Genomic DNA, 17604 nt, shown 5'->3' with positions numbered 1-17604 from the left:
CTTATTTGGCGACATAGCGGTCAAAGCGTTTTTCCAAACGCGCCTGAATCAGAAACAGCACTTTGCAGAAGCACCAATAAACCAATGCGGCTTCGATATAAACGGGCAAAAAGTCATAAGTACGGTTTGCTGTCTCTTGGGCAACACGGAAAAGCTCGGTTACCGTTACTACGGCGGCAAGCGAGGTATTTTTGAACAAGCCGATAAACTCGTTGCTCAGAGGCGGTACGGCAACGCGGAATGCTTGTGGTGTGATAATACGGCGGAACGTCTGCATATAGGTCATACCGATGGAGAAGCCGGCTTCCCATTGGCCTTTAGGTACGGACAAGATTGCCGCGCGTATGGTTTCGGAAGCGTATGCGCCGACATTGAGCGAAAAGCCGATGATGGCGGCAGGAATCGGGTCGATATAGATGCCGACGGAAGGTAAACCGTAGAATACGATGACCAACTGCACCAAAAGCGGCGTACCGCGAATGACGGAAATATAAAATTCCACCAGCTTCAGCAAGCATTTTTGGAAAATACCGCCGGAGGGCATGATCCGCACCAAAGCAACGGCTACGGCAATAATCATGCCGATAACGAAAGAAGCGATCGCCAAAGGCAAAGACACTGCGAAGCCGGCTTTGACCATGGGCCAAAACGCGCTGATGAGCATATCAGCGCGTGTTTCCGTCATAAACGGCAGGGAGGCAAGGAAATTATTTAACACTGATGTCTTTTCCGAAGAATTGTTCGCCCAGTTTTTTCAGCGTGCCGTCGGCTTTCAGCTCAGTCATGGCTGTGCTGAATTTGGCCAATGCTTCATCATTGCCTTTATTGACAATCAAGCCTGAACCGACTTTTTCGTCAGCCGGTGCAGACCAAACGATTTTTACGCCGGCATTCGGGTTTTTCTTCAGATAGTCCAATACCGCCAATTCGTCGTTCAGGGTTGCATCGGCACGTTTTTGTTCAATCAAGGTCAGGGATTGCGCCAAGCCGTCTACCGGTACGAGTTCTGCGCCTGCCGCTTTGGCTTTTTCGCCATAGTTGCTGGTCAGGGATTGTGCGGTTTTCACGCCTTTGATGTCGTCGATGGATTTGATGTTGCTGTCTTTGCGCGCAACCAAAACGGCACCGCTCCAGCTGTAAGGCTCGGATTTGTCAAAAGTCGCTTGACGCTCAGGGCTGGTCAGGCCGACTTGGTTGGCAACCACGTCGAAACGGCCGGCTTTCAAACCTGCCATCATGGAGTCCCATTGTGTTTCTTTAAATTCGACTTTTACGCCCAGTTTGTCGGCAACGGCGCGGGTAACTTCGACATCGTAGCCGGTCAATTTGCCGTCTTTATCATGGTAGGTGAAGGGTGCGTAAGTACCTTCTGTGCCGACAGTGATGGTGCCTTTGTTGTTGATACGCTCAATCAGTGAGCCGGAGGCCGCGCCGGATTGGGCCGATGCAGAAGAAGCTGAGTTGCTGCCTTCGCCGCCGCAAGCAGCCAAAACTACTGCAGCGATGGTGCCGAGTACGAATTTTTTCAACATGGATTTTTACTCCTGATTTTTAGTGTGTCATCTAGTATTAAAGCATGCATTCTAAGCGAAACTGCCCAAAATACAAAATACATCTTAGTTTCTTAAAAGGCCGTCTGAACGCTGATTTGTTCAGACGGCCTTGAGTGGTGTATCAAAATTTCGGCTTATGCAATTTCAAGCCACATGACTTGATAGGGTTGCAGTACCAAATCCTGATTCAGGGAAACGGTTTGACCGCTGATCAAATCGTGCGCTTTAAACGGCATGGCCTGCAGCGTATGCGCACTGATGGTTTGCGGATGTTCGCTGAAGTTGCCGAATGCCAAAAGCGCGTTGTTGCGCATATAGCCGATGATGTGTTTATTGTTGGTATTGAAGGTAACCAACTTGCCGCCGTCAAAGCGCGGATTGCTTTGGCGGATGGTAATCATATGGCGCAAACCTTGGAAGATTTGACCGGCAGTGGTCGAGCTGTCATGGCGTTGGTTGTACAACTCTTCATTATAACGAGGACGGTGTGCCCAGCGGCTGTCGTCACTCTTATTGCTGTCTTGCGACCAGTCGTCATCATTGAGTGTACCGACTTCGTCGCCCAAGTAAATCAGCGGCAGACCGCCGGTACTCAAAGCAATGCTGTACAAAAGTTTGATGCGGTCAACGGCGTACGGGTCATTTTGAGCCAAACCAACCAATGCTGCGGCTGTACCGCTGACACGGCAGTCGCCAGTGTTGGGGTTGTATTGGAAGGGGACGCCGCGCGCGAAGCTGCCGTCAAAATGGTTGACGAAGAAACGGTTGAGGAATTGTCGGTGGTCGTAGCCGTGGATGCCGAACTGCCATGCGTCTTCGTCGGCAAAGGTCCAGCCGATGTCGTCATGGCTGCGGACGTAGTTAACCCATGCTGTGTGGTTGGGCAGGTTGTGGCGGTAGGTCAATGCCTGATGGAGCAGGTTGACTTCGCGCGTGGCAAGCGTGTTCCACAACAATGCCATTTGCAATGGGTTGTAGCCGATTTGGCATTCATCTTGGCTGATGTATTGGACAACTTGGTCAGGATGGACGATGGCTTCGGATTTGAAGAACACGGCCGGGGCGGCAATACGCATTACGGAGTTAAACGCACGAATCAGAGCGTGTGCCTGAGGCAGGTTTTCGCAGCTTGTGCCCATTTGCTTCCAAATAAAGGCAACGGCATCCATGCGCAGAATATCAACGCCCAAGTTGGCAAGGAACATCATTTCGCCTGCCATAGCGCGGAATACCCACGGGTTGCTGTAATTCAAGTCCCATTGGAAGGAATTGAACGTTGTCCATACCCAGCGTCCGTCTTCCAGTTGGGAGAAGCCGCCCGGGTGTTGGTCGGGGAAGATTTCACGCAGGGTGCGGTCGTATTGGTCGGGCATCCAACGGTCAGGGAAAATGTAGTAGAAATTGTCGTAGAGCGGATCGCCGGCGGCGCAGCGTTTTGCCCATTCGTGTTCGTTGGAAGTGTGGTTGAAGATGAAATCGACAACGGCGGAAATGCCTGCTTCGTGCAAAGCGGCAATGACATCGCGTAAGTCGTCTATCGTACCCAAAGCCGGATTGACATCGCGGTAGCTGCTGACCGCATAGCCGCCGTCGCTTTTGCCTTCAGGACATTTAAACAGGGGCATCAGGTGCAGATAGGTCAGGCCCAATTCTTGGAAATAAGGAATTTTGGCTTTCAAGCCTTGCAGATCGCCTGCAAATAAATCGACGTAGCACACGCCGCCGACCTGTTTGTTGGACAAAATCCAGTCAGGATCGTTTTCGCGCGCGATATCAATATCTTTTAAAGATGCGTTGCGTTGGGAATAGCTTTGCCATGCTTGGGCAATCAGTTGCTCCAGCATGGGGAGGACGGCTTCGTTGTTGTTGTAAACGTTGTCCAGCTCGTGCATCAGTTTGGGAAAGTGTTCTTCAAGCCGTCTGTCAAACTGTTTCCAGTCTTCAGATGCCTCGATGCTTGCACGCTGTTCGGGAGTGTATATCGATAGGGTGCGTTCTTTAAGGTGATGCAAGGTCAAATCAACCTGTTGAGTCTGGGTCAACATAATGCCTACTCCGAAATTAAGGTGAAATTGTTTTGAAGCTTGGTTTCACTTCTTTTGCAAATCCATGCCGATTATGGGCGGCCAAGACTGTAATTTTGCGTCAAGAAACTGCCTCAATGATACTGGAAGTGCTTGAGTGTGCCTAGGGTTTTCAAGGTTATTGAACAGGATTTTTCAAGTGTTTGATTTTGATTGAAAGTAAGGTTGAATAAAAAGAATATGGCCTTTTGCCGCAGTCATGTTTCAGACGGCCTGAACTTTTAAGAAAAACTTTTATTTTTATTGCCTTAGATATCCTTTGTTCTCATATGGCCGTCTGAAACATAAGCACGGCATAGAGGGTCATCTGTCTTCTCGAAATTTGGGAAATATCGATTATTTTCATGACTTCTGATGTAAATCAAGATTGTATGGTTGGCAGGGTATCTTATTGCAAAGAAGAAACTCAAGAAGATGCTTGTTTATTATTGAATGAATCCATAATTTATCTTATTGATATTGGTTATTATGTAGATTATCAAGTTAATAAGGGAAAGCCCTCTGTCTGATTTGTCATGCTTGTTTAATATTATTTTTTAAAATTAGACTTGACCCGTTACAAGCAATTACTTAAAGTACCCATCTTAATTTTTACACAAGAAAACGGGTTGTCCCGTTCCAAAAAAATGAGCGCAATCAAACCACCACAAATCACTGTATACGACAGCAAGCCGACCGATGTTTATTTCTTCGGTACTTGCGTTCTCGATATCTTTATGCCGGAAGCGGGTATGGATGCCATCACCTTAATCGAGCAACAAGGCATCCGCGTCCATTATCCAATGGAGCAAAGCTGCTGCGGCCAACCTGCCTATTCGTCCGGCCATCCGAAAGAAGCTTTTGATGTGGCCAAAGCCCAATTGGATTTATTCCCGGAAAATTGGCCGATTGTCGTACCGTCCGGTTCTTGCGGTGGCATGATGAAACACCACTGGCCGACTTTGTTCAAAGGTACCGAGTACGAGCAAAAAGCCATTGATTGCGCCAACCGTATCATTGAATTTACCCACTTCCTGCTGGCCATCGGCTACAAACCTGAAGATAAAGGCGAGCCGGTTAAAGTGGCCGTTCATACTTCTTGCGCGGCGCGTCGTGAGATGAATGTCCATTTGTCAGGCTGGCAGCTGATTGACGGCATGGAAAATGTCGAGCGTATCGTTCACGACCATGAAAGCGAGTGTTGCGGTTTTGGCGGTACATTCTCTGTCAAACAAGCCGATATTTCCGGCGCAATGGTAACCGACAAAGTTGCCGCGCTGAAAGAAACCGGCGCGACTGAAATCATCAGCGCGGACTGCGGCTGCATGATGAATATCGGCGGCAAAATCGCTAAAGACGAACCGAATATGCCACGTCCGAAACACATTGCATCCTTCCTGTTGGAACGCACCGGAGGTAAAGCATGAGCGCGCGCGAAAATATTTTGGCGAAATTGAAAAAAGCCGATGCCTTACCGATGGAAGAGCCGCCGGTTTTCGATTATTACCGTGAAATGGGTGTTTCTTGGGCAAATGATGTCGAACGCTTGAAACATTGGGTGGCTGCCATGCGTGCCGTTAAAACAGAAATCTATTGGGTTACTAAAACCAACTGGCCGCAAGTATTCCGTCAAGCAGCCGAAGGCAAAGGCTTGAAAAACATTCTGTTGCCATTGGAAACAGAACACGGACAGCTGGCTCGTGCAGCTTTGGCCGATACCGATATCGAACCGCGCGGTTTTGAGCGAAAAATCGACGACTGGAAAAACGAATTTTTTGCCGATATTGAGGCCGGATTTAGCGGCTCTAAATGCGGTATTGCCCGTACCGGTACGATTATGCTGGAATCCAGTCCTCTGGAGCCGCGTAGTTTGAGTTTGGTACCGCCTGTGCATTTCTGCCTGTTTGACACCAGCAAAATGTACAACGAATTCCATAATGCTGTTGAAGGCGAAAAACTGGTAGAAAAAGGTATGCCTACCAACGTTATTTTGATTTCCGGCCCGTCTAAGACTGCCGATATCCAATTGACTTTGGCCTATGGTGCACACGGCCCGCGTGATTTGGTGGTTTTGGCCGTCCTGCCTGATCATATTTCCCCTGCCGATTTGGAGGAAAAAGCATGAGTTCTCAAACCATTAAATTCCATATGAAGCCGGAAACGTTCAAGCGAAACGCCGCGATTTCTTTGCAAGACAAGCCTCTGCGTAAAAGCTTGCGTACGGCGATGGATATGCTGATGACCAAGCGCAAAGCCGTTTTGACAGATGAAGAAGAGCTGCAAAGCCTGCGTGACTTGTGTGAGCACGTCCGTCAACGTTCGTTGTCCAAATTGCCTGCATTGTTGGAGCAATTGGAAGCAAACCTGACCAAGCTGGGCGTTAAAGTCCACTGGGCGGAAACACCGGCCGAAGCCTGCCAAATCATTCACAACATCATTACCGATAAAAACGGTAAGCTGATGGTGAAAGGCAAATCTATGGTCAGCGAAGAAATTGAGTTGAACCATTATCTGCAAGACCGGGGCATCAAAGCGATTGAAAGCGACTTGGGCGAGTTTATCGTACAAATGGCCGGCGAGAAACCAACCCATATCGTGATGCCTGCCATTCACAAGACCAAAGAGCAGGTGAGCGAGCTTTTCCATCAAAACCTCGGTACGCCGTTAACTGACGACGTGGACCAACTGACCGGATTTGCGCGTAAAGCCTTACGCGATATTTACAGCACTGCCGACGTCGGTTTGAGTGGTGTGAACTTTGCCGTTGCAGAAACAGGCACTTTGTGTCTGGTTGAAAACGAAGGTAACGGCCGCTTGAGTACCACTGTGCCGCCTGTGCACATCGCCATTACCGGTATTGAAAAAGTGGTTGCGAAACTGTCGGATGTGCCGCCTTTGTACAGCCTGTTGCCACGCTCCGCCATCGGTCAGAACATTACCACTTATTTCAATATGATTACCGGTCCTCGCCGTAGCGAAGAACTGGACGGTCCTCAAGAAATGCACTTGGTACTGCTCGACAACGGCCGTAGCCAAGCGTATGCAGAAGACCAAATGCGCCGCACCTTGCAATGTATCCGTTGTGGCGCGTGTATGAACCACTGCCCGGTTTACACCCGTATCGGTGGCGCGGCTTACGGAACGACTTATCCCGGTCCGATTGGCGAGATTATCTCTCCGCATTTGTTGGGCTTGGATGCGACACGCGATCTGCCGACTGCATGTACCATGTGCGGCGCCTGTGTCGAAGTTTGCCCGGTACGCATTCCGATTACCGAACAAATGCAACGTCTGCGCGTTGAAGCACAACGTTCGCCAACAGAAACCGTTCCTCATCCTATCCGTGGTCAAGGCGCATCGCATACCTTCGGCGAGCAAATGGCGTGGCGTACGTTTAACGGCATTTTTAGCGGCAGTAAGGCTTATCGAGCATTCGGTTGGGCGGCTACCAAATTCCGTGCATTGACGCCAAGCAAGCAGTTAAGCTGGACCAATAACCATGTTCCGATGAAACCTGCCAAGCAAACATTGCATGAGATGATGGCAGAAAGAAAACGTCAGCAAGAAAAAGCATAAGGCTTGATAAATAAAACCTGGGGGATAAAAGCCTCAGGTTTTATTTTTTATTAAATATTACTGGTGTTGAATGAATGATAGTAATTGATTTCATTAGCTTATTTTTATTTCTATTAAATAAGAGGCCGTCTGAAAATGAATTTCAGACGGCCTTGTAAATATCAATATTCTACTTTTCTAAATGAACATTCTCATAAATCTGTTTTGCCAAGCGGCGACAGACTTTATGTTTAATTTGTGGGTTATTCAGTACTTTAGCTACACTTTCACCAAATTGCTCGAATAGTCCAACCAGTAAATCATCAATCCTTGTATTGAAATAATCCATAAAGGATGACAGTGGATTGTTGTTGGCAGCATCGACAATATCCGGATTCTCGCGGGCAAATTTTTCGACAGACTCAAAAAATAGTTGATCTGCTAATGTAAACTCAGTTGTAAAGGCTTCGTTCAGTTCTTTGATGAGTTTATCTAATTCTTCAGTAAGACTCACTTGGCCTGTACCTACATCAGTAGAGCCTTTTTGCGGCTCCGCTTCGCCTTTGTTCAGCTTGATAGAGCCTTCGCCGATTTGTTGCAAGCGGTAGTATTGCAAAATCGCCATTTTGGATAAATCCAATTTTTCGCTTTGCTTGCCTCGCGGGAGTTTCATCATCAAGGCTTTGAGATAGACATAGCGTTTTTCATGAATAGAATCAGCATAGGGCAGAATCTGCGAAACAAACAAATAGAGATTCAAATAACTTTGAAGCTGGCTTTTAAAGAGCTTTTGCTGCTCTTCATTATGCTCGGGGTCGTCTGAAATATGCTGATATTTCTCAATTGCCTTATCAATGATCGCATTAAGCCTTTTATGCTCGTTATTGGTAGGCGTTGTTCGTCCGCTAAACCAAATATTTGCAAATTCATCAATATCACTTTGCGTATAAATTTTCCATTCATCCAACGTGTTGCCTAAACTGGCCAGCTTCTCATCACTCGGGATATCGCCTAATGCTGTGCGTTGGTAATAAGGTTTAAAGGCGTCATAGATTGCTTCATGATCATTGACAAAGTCCAGTACAAACGTATCTTCCTTACCTTTTGCCGTACGGTTTAAACGAGAAAGCGTTTGTACTGCCTGTACGCCAGACAACACTTTATCGACAAACATGGTGTGCAATAAGGGTTGGTCAAAGCCTGTTTGATATTTATCGGCAACCAAAAGCACCTGATAATTATCGCTGTCAAACTGTTCCGGCAACTCCGTTTCTTTAATACCGCCATTCATGCTTGGTTCAGAATATTCTTTTTCGGTTTGTTCCGGCAGAATCACTTTGCCGGAGAACGCCACCAGTGATTTGATCCCTTCATAACCTTTTTCAGCAATATACTCATCAAATGCCAATTTATAGCGAACGGCAGCTTCACGCGAACTCGTGACTACCATCGCTTTAGCATAGCCACCAATTTTATGGCGGGTTACCGATTGGAAATGCTCAATAATAATTTCCACCTTCTGACTGATCACGCTCGGATGCAAATTCACAAAACGCATCAGCTCTTTTTTTGCTTTATGCTTCGGAAGCTCGATATCGCTATCAGCAGTCCGCAATAAACGGAAATATTGTTTATAGGTCGCATAATTTGCCAATACATCCAAAATAAAACCTTCTTCGATCGCCTGTTTCATGCTGTAGCTATGGAATGGGGTTTCACCTTGCTCGTTCGGCTCATCAAACAACGCCAAGGTTTTCCATTTTGGAGTAGCGGTAAAGGCAAAAAAGCTTAAATTATTTTGGCGACTGCGTTTGAATTGTTCGCGCAGGATATTTTTTTGCACTTCAATATCGGCTTGTTCATCTTCATCCAAATCTAAAAATTCAGCAGCAATCGCGGCTTCAATCCCACTTTTATTCAAGACTTGACGCAATTCGCCGGCGGTTTCGCCGGTTTGCGAACTGTGCGCTTCATCCACGATGACCGCAAAGCGTTTGCCCTCGGTATCAAGTGAAATATGTTCGCCCTGTTTTGCTTTGGTTTGAATGCTGTGCATCACATAAGGGAATTTTTGAATCGTCGTGATGATAATCGGCACATTTGCAGCCAGGGCTGCCGTAAGCTGATGGGTATCTTTATCAATTTTTTGCACCACGCCATCGGTTTGCTCAAATTGCGCGACGGTTTCTTGCAACTGTCTGTCCAATACCACGCGGTCGGTAACGATAATCACCGAATTAAAAATCTTTTCATCATCGGCATTATGCAAAGAAGCCAAATGATGCGCCAGCCATGCAATCGTATTGGATTTACCGGAGCCTGCCGAATGCTGAATCAGATAGTTTTTCCCTGCGCCGTGCGTTTTAGTATGGGCAATCAATTTTCTTACCGCATCAAGCTGATGGAAACGCGGAAAAATCATACTTTCACTGGTAATATAGCGAAAACCTGAATCCGTGCGGATTTTTCGTTCTTCACGGCTCAAATGTAAAAAACGTCCAATCAATTCCATTAAACTATCTTTACGCAACACCTCGCGCCACAAATAAGCGGTTCGCACATCGTTTTCAACTGGCGGATTCCCTTTACCATCGTTAAAACCACGGTTAAACGGCAAGAAGCGCGTATTCTCGCCCTCAAGCTTGGTGGTCATATAAACTTCTTGTGTATCCACCGCAAAATGCACCAACGCGCGTTTTTTAAATTCAAATAACTTGCCTTGAGGATTGCGCTCTTTACGGTATTGATACTTTGCATCTTCCACCGTCCAGCCGGTTGCCGACATCTCGTTTTTCAGCTCAATCGTGCTGACAGGAATACCGTTTACCGAAATCACCATATCAATCCGCTCATTATATTCAGTGATGACTTGGCGGGTAATTTTGACGATATTCGCATCGTATTGCTGTTGTGAGGTTTCATTTAAAGTGGAATTGGGGGCAAAATACGCCATTTTTGCCGTGCGGTTTGCCACGCGGAAACCATTACGCAGCACATTCAGACTGCCTTTAATGTTTAATTCTTGATTCAGCGCTTTGATCAGCTCATCTTGCGCTTTATCTTTAAACAGCATTTCCAAACGCGCCCATAATTTTGGTTGGGTCGTCTGAATAAATGCCACTACATCAGCCGGGAAAAGAGCGGTCGATTTTTCATAATCTTTTGCCAAACCCTGTTGATAACCGCCTTCCGTTAACAGGCTGTGTTCGATTTCATTTTCAAAGTGTTGTTCGGTGTGCATCCGTTTGCTCCCATTTTATTGATTGCGAGGTGGGCTTGAATCCACCTAGATCCTTTATTCATCGGTAACTTTAATTTTCCCGGTTACCGCCTGCGTAATTAACGCCGTGCGGTATTCTTTCAGACGGCCTATGGTTTGATTGACCGTTTCACACAAGCGGTCGATTTTGGCGGTTTCTTGGTCTAGGTATTCTGCAATGGAAGTTTGTTCAGCCTTAGGGGGAGTAGAGATTTTTAACATTGCAAATTTTTCTCTTGGTAATTCCATGAATGTTGAACCTTGACCAAAACTATTTAATGTCGTCTTATTGGCATATAACCAATAATATAAATAATTCACATCATTAGGAGCTAATACTTCCAATAAAAAACAGCCTTGATTAACTACAGCAGGAAGCAACGTAATTGCTAAATGCCCAATTGGTGCACGTTTGGATAAAGCAATACTTTTTGCAGGAGCCAATGAAACACCACAATTTTCATACCCTTCCTTTGTGATCATTTTCAGACTGGTTGAAATTTCCTTGTTTTGGTTATCTCCTAAATCTTTTGGAGTAAACCACACGATTTCATCTCCCCAGTAATCAGGCTCAGAAGTTTTTGGTGTTGCTCCGTTATGAATCTTGAAAATTTGGTTGCTATGTTTTATATCCCAATGTGCCGGCACATCCCCCAACCATTCCACGCCGCTTTTTTTCATCGGGGCTGCAGGGTTTAAGCCTTTGGTTACGGCATGGGTAATCACGGCGGTGCGCTGTTCCGCGAGCTTTTCAAGCAGCGTTTGCTGCTTGTCAATCAGCGCATCGATTTCACCGAGTTTGGTGTCAAGGTAGTGGGTGATGGCGGTTTGTTCGTCAGTTGGTGGCACTACTACTCTTATATTGGATAAGATACCCATTCCAATATTCTGTTGCGTTCCCATATTCCATTTTAGTTGAACAGAGGTATTAAAATAATCTGACTTAATTGCATAAAATAAAAAGTCTGTAGAAATTCTATTTTTATTAGGACGCATTACAGCCAATGGTGACCAAATATTAAAGACTTCGTCAGTCTCAACCTTTGCTACATTTCCTGTCGTTGCACCTGATTTAACCATATAAATATCACCTTTTTGAGGAGAATATTTTCTAGAAAATCTTGCATTATCCTCTTCCGAAATATAACCACGCTTTTTATTAAAATCTAATTTATCATTTTTGACAGCTTCTGCTGAAATAAATGGGACTCCGTCTGATAAAATCTCAGGCGTTTCATGCGGACCATCTGTTATCGGCATTGCCAGTGAAAATTTTATTGGCATGATTATCCAATGCTCCGGCACTTCCCCCAACCAAGGAATACCGCTGTCTTTGTATCTTTCGTATCTGTTCATTTTTATATCTCGTTGTCGATATCATCGTAGGACGGTTTCCACTGTCCCTACGATGATATTTTGCAAAATCCGGAAAATTTCCGACCGCTTGTTATTGCAAATTCCCCAGCATTTGCATGATTTCTTGTTCCAAAGCGTTGATTTCGGCTTTGATAACCGCTAAATCACGCGGCGGCTGGTATTCATAAAAATGACGGTTAATCGGAATTTCAAACCCCAGTTTGGTTTTGCTTTCATCCAACCACGCATCCGGCACATGCGGCAAGACTTCGGCTTTCATATACTCTTGCACGGTTGGACGAAGTGCGGTCAATAATTCGTCCAAATTCGTTTCGTTGTCATAGCCCAAACTTAATGGGAATGGCATTTCAGACGGCATCGGTACTAATTCGGTATCGCGCAGTTGTGAATCGGCCTCTTTATTGCCTTTACTGTCTGTGCAGATATCAGCGGTTTGGTCACGCTCGCTTAAGGCTTCTAAAATCGCTTTTTTCAGCGGTGCGCCAATGGTGAAATCCAAGGCTTTTAACGCCGGATTCAACACTTTTAAAAATGCCTCACGATTTTTATATAATTCATCGCCCAAGCCATTTAATGCGGCAATAATGGCTTGTTGCTGCGCTGCGCCGATGGCTTCATCGGCTTTAATCTGCGCTTCGTCTTTGAGTTTTTTGCTTTTGGCTAAATTTACAAAGGCGGTTTGTTCCCACAGTTTTTCAATGCGTTCTGCGCTGGCTTGGAAATTGAGGCGCAGCGGACGTTCTACCGTGATTTTCAAATAAGCAAAATCTTGGTTGCTAAAAATCTTGCTGTCTTTGGTTTCGGCAAAATTGGCATACAGTTTGGTAATCTCTGCTATATGCTGTTCTGATAATTCGTTGCGTTTATTGCCGAGCGATTTTTGCATTTTTTGGAAATACTGCGTGGCGTTAATCAACTGCACTTTGCCTTGTCGTTTCGCGCTTTTCTTATTCGATAAAATCCAAATGTAGGTATAAATGCCGGTGTTGTAGAACATTTGATCCGGCAGCGCGATAACGGCTTCAAGCAGGTCGTTTTCAATCACATAACGACGGATATTGCTTTCACCGCTTCCGGCATCACCGGTAAACAACGGCGAGCCGTTAAATACTACGGCAATTCGCGAGCCTTGACCGTCTTTTTCAGGCTGCTTCATTTTGCTCATCATGTGTTGCAAAAAGAGAAGCGATCCATCGTTGATACGCGGCAGACCAGCGCCGAAACGCCCGTTAAAGCCTTTATCGGCGTATTCTTCTTTGACGTAATCTTCTTGGATTTTCCATTCCACACCAAAAGGCGGATTGGCAAACATATAATCAAAACGTTTGCTTGGGTGTCCATCATGCGGGGTAAAGCCGTTTCCTTTATCTTTGGCATTTTTTACCCCTAAAGTATCGCCGAAAATAATGTTCTCAGCAGGTTCATCTTTAATCAACAAATCAGCACAACAGATGGCATAAGATTCGTTGTTATATTCCTGCCCGTATAAGCCCAGATGGATTTTTTGATTGAATCCTTTCAAGGCTTTTTCAGATTCGGAAAGCATACCGCCGGTACCGCAGGTCGGGTCGTAGATTTCGCGGTACACGTTGGGTTTAGACAATTCTTGATGATCTTCTTCAAACGCAATATTGACCATCAGTCGGATGACTTCACGCGGGGTAAAGTGATCCCCTGCCTCTTCATTTGCTTGTTCGTTAAATTTACGAATCAATTCTTCAAACAAATAGCCCATTTGCGTATTTGAAATGACATCCGGCGACAGTGTTAATCCGTGCGATTGCAAATCGCCGATAAAGGTTTGCAAAACTTTATACAGACGATTGGCTTCATCGAGTTTGTCGATTTCTTTTTCAAATTCAAATTTGTCAAAAATATCTTTGGCTTTGTAAGAAAAACCGTTGATGTATTGAATTAAATTAGTACGGATGTGGTCCGGGTCATCCAATAAACGAGCAAGATTAAAACCGCTGACGTTATACAGCGTTTGATTGCGGTTTGAACCAATAATTGCGGTAAGTTTTTTATCTAATAACGTCTGTGGGAGCTTAACTGTTTCGGTTTTCTGCTGGTTTTCATCAAATAAAGCCTTCATCGCATCTGTATGCTTGCTCAAAATCGCATCAAAGCGGGCAAGCACAATCAAAGGCAGCATCACGCGGCGATATTGCGGCGGACGGTAAGTCCCGCGAAGACCATTAGCGATGTTCCAGATAATTGAAACAAGAGTACTGTGATGAGGGTGTTGTTGGATATTTTCAGTATTCATGATAATTCCTTAATTTAGTTTTTCATTAAAAGTTGTTCGGCTAAAGCATTGTTGTATTCATGACGTAGTTGAATCAATTGCTCTAAGTGTTGTTTTTCTTTCTGCATGTGCAAGTGGCGATAAATAATCTCTTGTTGCTGGGCTAATGGAGGTACTATTACAGGAAGCTCTTTCAAAGCTCCGATCGTGGTAATAGGCAACGAGCTTCCTCGGGAGACTGAGTTCAAATAATTTTTAGCCGTTATCGCATTATTAAGATACCAAACCATGAATTCAGGCAAAATTGTCTTATCGTTCAAGTAAATAATAATAAAAGGATTACTTGCTACCACTTTTTCATTTATATCGCCTGTAAAAAGATAAGCGGCAGGTTCACCACGAGAAACAAATAAAATTGCATTATGCGATAAATATTGTGGTTTAGAGTCATATCGCCACTCAATATCTGTGAGTAAATCAGTGTTGATTTGGTGGCTATGCTTAGGTAAATCTTTTATTTGAACAGCTTTAACCTCACCAACATCGAGAAAATCCAATGATTCTCTTATGGTAAAGCCAGAACTCAACTGAGCCAAATATTTTAGTGCTATGGCTTTCATATAAAAATATCCTTTCTAAAAATATAGTTGAATAAACAAGAAATAAGCAGATTAAATTCCCCTTGACTATTTCTTGTTTCTAAAAATCATTTCATCTTGCAGTAGGTGAAAAAATGAAATTTAATCGAATAATATATTCAATCTGACTTTATGTCAACTCATTTTTTATTCTACTGCAAATTTTAAATTCTATGTGTATATAATGAAAAAACTGTCTGAAAATCTTCCAGACGGCTTGTGAGTAAAGCCATTTGAATGTTATGTGCTTGAATTTGTTGAAAGCCGTAAACAGGTTAAGTACGCCCGTTTATACCTAAAAACAGCCCGGATACCTGATTATCGGGTATCCGGGGAGGATTAATGGGGGATTTGGAACGGAAACAGCTGAAAATCTGAACTTGTATTTCGGATGTCGGGTAAAAGGGCTTTTTGCAAAAGCCTCAGCCGGCAAAGTCTTCAGCCGCCAAAGGTTTTCTGCCCAATAAAGCTGCAAAATTAGAATAATCGGCGCATGAACCTTGCTTGAGCAGGGCAAAGCTGTCGCGGCTGATGATGCCGTTGCTGAGGAGGTTGGCCAACGGCAATGCTGGGTCAATCAGGCGTAGGGGGAAAGACAGAATACATTGTGGCGGTTTGTGGTGCAGGGTTTGGCGGAGGGTGGTCAGGTATTCCGCCAAGGTCAGGGTTTGGCTGCCGGTCATGTTAATGATGCTGTGGTCGATGTCGGGTTGAGCGGCAAGTTTTGCCAAGCCTTCGGCAACATCGGCAAGATGGACGGGCTGCAAATGAAAGCGGCCGCCTTCCGGCAGGGGAAGCAAAGGGAAGCGGGCTAATTTGATGAACAATTCGCAGCTGGTTCCCCCTCGTCCGTAAACGACGGATGGTCTGGCTATGGCAATCGGTATGCCGCTTTGGGCGACAGCATCATCTCCACGTCCTTTGCTGCCAACAAAGTTGATGGATTGAGATGGGTCGGCACCCAGTGCGGATAGTTGCACCCAGCGTTTGATGTCTGCTGCTTTCGCCCATACGGCGAGCTGTTTGGGTGTGTGGTGGTGTACGGTTTCGAGTATTTCGGCATGACGGCTCATGATGCCGATGCAGTTGATGAGGACGTCTTGCCCCTCTAATAAACGGCGTGCTGCTGTTTCATTGGGATGAAGAAAGTCGAAGGCGCGGCGGTCGGGTGTGCAAACTTGGTGACCTTGTTCTTTGAGGATTTGAACGGTACGGCTGCCGATAAAGCCGCTGCCTCCGAAAATGATGATGTTCATATGTTTTTCTTTATATTGTTGCTGAGGCCGTCTGAAAACCTTTAAATCGGTTTCATCACCATTAGGAAGTAAATCACGATAGTGGCGCAAAAGGCGGGATAGCCCAGCAATTCCCAGCGTCTGGCATAACGCCAATAGGGCTCAGGAATGGTGTCTGCGTTTTCTTTATGCGCTTTTTCGGCAATCTTGGCCATGCGGATTTGCAGCCAGACAACGGGCAGCCAGCAAATGCCTGCAAGAATGTATAAACCGAGTGTTATCCATACCCAATTTTGTTCCAGCATGGTGGAAACGGTATAGCCACGTTCGTAAAGCATCCATAAACCGGACAAGGGTTGGAAAATGACGGCGGGTGTCGTAAACCACCAATCTGCTTTGATGACCCAATGCGAGACCACCGACTGCGCGGCGACCGAACCGCTGCGGTTTGCCCAAAAGAGGTAAAACGCTGTACCAAAACCGGTGCCGACCATTAAGGTAGCCGAGATGATGTGCAAGGTTTTAACGATTAAATAGGTGTTCATTTTTTATCTCCTACGGATTGATACAGGAAAAATAAAGTAGCCATAATCGGCAGGTTTTTTACCAAAGGCGCAAACGGATGCGCCCACATTTCAGGCAGCCTGAAGGCAATAATCAGGCTGTATGCCGCGACGGTTATCAATTGCAGCAGCCATATTGCGGAACGGAAGCGAAAGCGGCTGAAGCATAAAAAGGCAAAACCGATGTCCAACAGTGAAGCAGAAATCAATGTCGGCCATTGCAATGGATCGGGAATGCCGACCGAACGCAGCAAATCCAAAGACATTTCAGGCATGAAAAACAGAGGTTGGGTACCGCTCCAAAGCCATAGCAGCCCCATTGAGAAAGACAAGTAGGTGGAAGGAGGGCGTTTAATATTGTCGAGCATACCGAGCTCCTATTTCATCAGTTAAGCCTGTTTAATCTTTAATTTCTAAAATTTCTGTTGAAAGAGAAATTTTAGGGTAAAAAATTTTGGTTATACATGCCCATGTAAAACCAACATGAGCATGTCTCCATATTTCTAAATAGCATCGGCTGCATTTATTGAACAAATGCCCATTGCCATTAACGGAAAAATTTTTGTATTCCTGCGCCGACTTTCAAGATTTTTACCATGGTTGAAGTAGATAGCTTCAGCATTTCATTTGCCCATATAGTCAGCGTACTGATGAAATCATGGGTTTGTTGGATTCGCTGCTTGGCGGTTTCATTTTCCTGGCCAAATTCTGGGCTGTCGATCAAGCTTTGCAAAAATTGCCGCGTCGGTTCGATTTCGCGCTGCATACGCACTTCAGCAATGGTGCGGAACAAAGTCCAGACATCATTCGAAGTTTCAAAATGATCGCGCCTGTCGCCCAAAATATGTACGGTATGCACCAGTCTCAGATTTTGCAGCTCTTTAATACTGTTGCTGACATTGGAGCGCGCCACGCCGAGCGTTTCGGTAATTTCCTCAGCATTCATCGGCCTGCCTAAGATATAGAGCAGGGCATGGATTTGCGCAACGGTACGGTTGACCCCCCATTTGGTACCCATTTCGCCCCAGTGGAGGATAAATTTTTCAGTGGTCGGATTTAGTTTCATAGTGATGGTATTCTATTTTTATCTTTTATTTCTGTCAATACAGAAAT

14 protein-coding genes are annotated in these 17604 nt (G+C 45.3%); 3 read left to right on the top strand and 11 right to left on the bottom strand.

Features of this window, described 5'->3' with window-relative positions; translation table 11 throughout:
- Position 1 precedes the first annotated feature (1 nt).
- The 3 genes from RRV97_RS03725 to RRV97_RS03715 all read right to left on the bottom strand — a co-directional run bounded on the left by RRV97_RS03725 (position 2) and on the right by RRV97_RS03715 (position 3598).
- Positions 2–718, bottom strand: coding sequence for an amino acid ABC transporter permease (locus RRV97_RS03725; protein WP_315612018.1), 717 nt, complete (start codon positions 716–718; stop codon positions 2–4).
- The gene (locus tag RRV97_RS03720; protein WP_063069012.1) at positions 708–1532 is read right to left on the bottom strand and encodes an amino acid ABC transporter substrate-binding protein; all 825 of its coding nucleotides are present in this window, start codon (positions 1530–1532) and stop codon (positions 708–710) included. The genes RRV97_RS03725 and RRV97_RS03720 overlap by 11 nt, the downstream gene beginning before the upstream one ends.
- 155 nt (positions 1533–1687) lie before the next feature.
- Positions 1688–3598 (bottom strand): alpha-amylase family protein, encoded by a 1911-nt coding sequence (locus RRV97_RS03715; protein ID WP_315612017.1) that lies wholly within the window; start codon positions 3596–3598, stop codon positions 1688–1690.
- 665 nt (positions 3599–4263) lie between these two features.
- Between RRV97_RS03715 and RRV97_RS03710 the strand changes: the two genes are divergently transcribed.
- Genes RRV97_RS03710 through RRV97_RS03700 form a run of 3 tightly spaced genes read left to right on the top strand, consistent with a single transcriptional unit; the run spans position 4264 to position 7192 of the window.
- Positions 4264–5043, top strand: coding sequence for a (Fe-S)-binding protein (locus RRV97_RS03710; RefSeq protein WP_049336155.1), 780 nt, complete (start codon positions 4264–4266; stop codon positions 5041–5043).
- Entirely contained in the window at positions 5040–5741 is a 702-nt protein-coding gene (locus RRV97_RS03705) for a lactate utilization protein C (protein ID WP_315612016.1), read from the top strand. The genes RRV97_RS03710 and RRV97_RS03705 overlap by 4 nt, the downstream gene beginning before the upstream one ends.
- The gene (locus RRV97_RS03700) at positions 5738–7192 is read left to right on the top strand and encodes a LutB/LldF family L-lactate oxidation iron-sulfur protein (protein WP_315612015.1); all 1455 of its coding nucleotides are present in this window, start codon (positions 5738–5740) and stop codon (positions 7190–7192) included. Before RRV97_RS03705 ends, RRV97_RS03700 begins: the two co-directional genes overlap by 4 nt.
- A 169-nt stretch (positions 7193–7361) precedes the next feature.
- On the opposite strand, the gene RRV97_RS03695 is transcribed toward RRV97_RS03700, so the two are convergent.
- The 8 genes from RRV97_RS03695 to RRV97_RS03660 form a co-directional block, all read right to left on the bottom strand.
- Entirely contained in the window at positions 7362–10412 is a 3051-nt protein-coding gene (locus tag RRV97_RS03695; RefSeq protein ID WP_315612014.1) for a type I restriction endonuclease subunit R, read from the bottom strand.
- Positions 10413–10466: 54 nt separating this feature from the next.
- A complete protein-coding gene (locus RRV97_RS03690) occupies positions 10467–11786 on the bottom strand; it encodes a restriction endonuclease subunit S (protein ID WP_315612013.1) in 1320 nt (439 codons plus the stop codon).
- A 91-nt stretch (positions 11787–11877) separates the two neighbouring features.
- Complete coding sequence (locus RRV97_RS03685; protein WP_315612012.1) at positions 11878–14076, bottom strand: N-6 DNA methylase; 2199 nt, start codon at positions 14074–14076, stop codon at positions 11878–11880.
- Between the two features lie 14 nt (positions 14077–14090).
- Complete coding sequence (locus RRV97_RS03680; RefSeq protein ID WP_311476171.1) at positions 14091–14675, bottom strand: restriction endonuclease subunit S; 585 nt, start codon at positions 14673–14675, stop codon at positions 14091–14093.
- Positions 14676–15115: 440 nt separating this feature from the next.
- Positions 15116–15949, bottom strand: coding sequence for an NAD-dependent epimerase/dehydratase family protein (locus tag RRV97_RS03675; RefSeq protein WP_315612011.1), 834 nt, complete (start codon positions 15947–15949; stop codon positions 15116–15118).
- 41 nt (positions 15950–15990) lie between these two features.
- On the bottom strand, positions 15991–16473 hold the full coding sequence (locus RRV97_RS03670) for a DUF2269 family protein (RefSeq protein ID WP_296117533.1): 483 nt from the start codon (positions 16471–16473) through the stop codon (positions 15991–15993).
- Complete coding sequence (locus RRV97_RS03665; RefSeq protein ID WP_296117532.1) at positions 16470–16859, bottom strand: DoxX-like family protein; 390 nt, start codon at positions 16857–16859, stop codon at positions 16470–16472. Before RRV97_RS03665 ends, RRV97_RS03670 begins: the two co-directional genes overlap by 4 nt.
- Before the next feature lie 179 nt (positions 16860–17038).
- Positions 17039–17557, bottom strand: a complete 519-nt coding sequence (locus RRV97_RS03660; RefSeq protein WP_296117529.1) for a GbsR/MarR family transcriptional regulator — start codon at positions 17555–17557, stop codon at positions 17039–17041.
- Between the last annotated feature and the right edge of the window lie 47 nt (positions 17558–17604).

This window comes from Neisseria sp. DTU_2021_1001991_1_SI_NGA_ILE_055 (assembly GCF_032342915.1).
Classification (GTDB): domain Bacteria; phylum Pseudomonadota; class Gammaproteobacteria; order Burkholderiales; family Neisseriaceae; genus Neisseria.
Note: the sequence above shows the minus strand (reverse complement) of the source record. Positions and strands in the feature narration are given on the sequence as shown.

Bases quoted from the DNA above. Each gene is read 5' to 3' on its own strand.
- RRV97_RS03720 (WP_063069012.1), bottom strand. From the start codon at position 1,532: ATGTTGAAAAAATTCGTACTCGGCACCATCGCTGCAGTAGTTTTGGCT.
- RRV97_RS03715 (WP_315612017.1), bottom strand. From the start codon at position 3,598: ATGTTGACCCAGACTCAACAGGTTGATTTGACCTTGCATCACCTTAAA.
- RRV97_RS03710 (WP_049336155.1), top strand. From the start codon at position 4,264: ATGAGCGCAATCAAACCACCACAAATCACTGTATACGACAGCAAGCCG.
- RRV97_RS03705 (WP_315612016.1), top strand. From the start codon at position 5,040: ATGAGCGCGCGCGAAAATATTTTGGCGAAATTGAAAAAAGCCGATGCC.
- RRV97_RS03700 (WP_315612015.1), top strand. From the start codon at position 5,738: ATGAGTTCTCAAACCATTAAATTCCATATGAAGCCGGAAACGTTCAAG.
- RRV97_RS03695 (WP_315612014.1), bottom strand. From the start codon at position 10,412: ATGCACACCGAACAACACTTTGAAAATGAAATCGAACACAGCCTGTTA.
- RRV97_RS03690 (WP_315612013.1), bottom strand. From the start codon at position 11,786: ATGAACAGATACGAAAGATACAAAGACAGCGGTATTCCTTGGTTGGGG.
- RRV97_RS03685 (WP_315612012.1), bottom strand. From the start codon at position 14,076: ATGAATACTGAAAATATCCAACAACACCCTCATCACAGTACTCTTGTT.
- RRV97_RS03680 (WP_311476171.1), bottom strand. From the start codon at position 14,675: ATGAAAGCCATAGCACTAAAATATTTGGCTCAGTTGAGTTCTGGCTTT.
- RRV97_RS03675 (WP_315612011.1), bottom strand. From the start codon at position 15,949: ATGAACATCATCATTTTCGGAGGCAGCGGCTTTATCGGCAGCCGTACC.
- RRV97_RS03670 (WP_296117533.1), bottom strand. From the start codon at position 16,473: ATGAACACCTATTTAATCGTTAAAACCTTGCACATCATCTCGGCTACC.
- RRV97_RS03665 (WP_296117532.1), bottom strand. From the start codon at position 16,859: ATGCTCGACAATATTAAACGCCCTCCTTCCACCTACTTGTCTTTCTCA.
- RRV97_RS03660 (WP_296117529.1), bottom strand. From the start codon at position 17,557: ATGAAACTAAATCCGACCACTGAAAAATTTATCCTCCACTGGGGCGAA.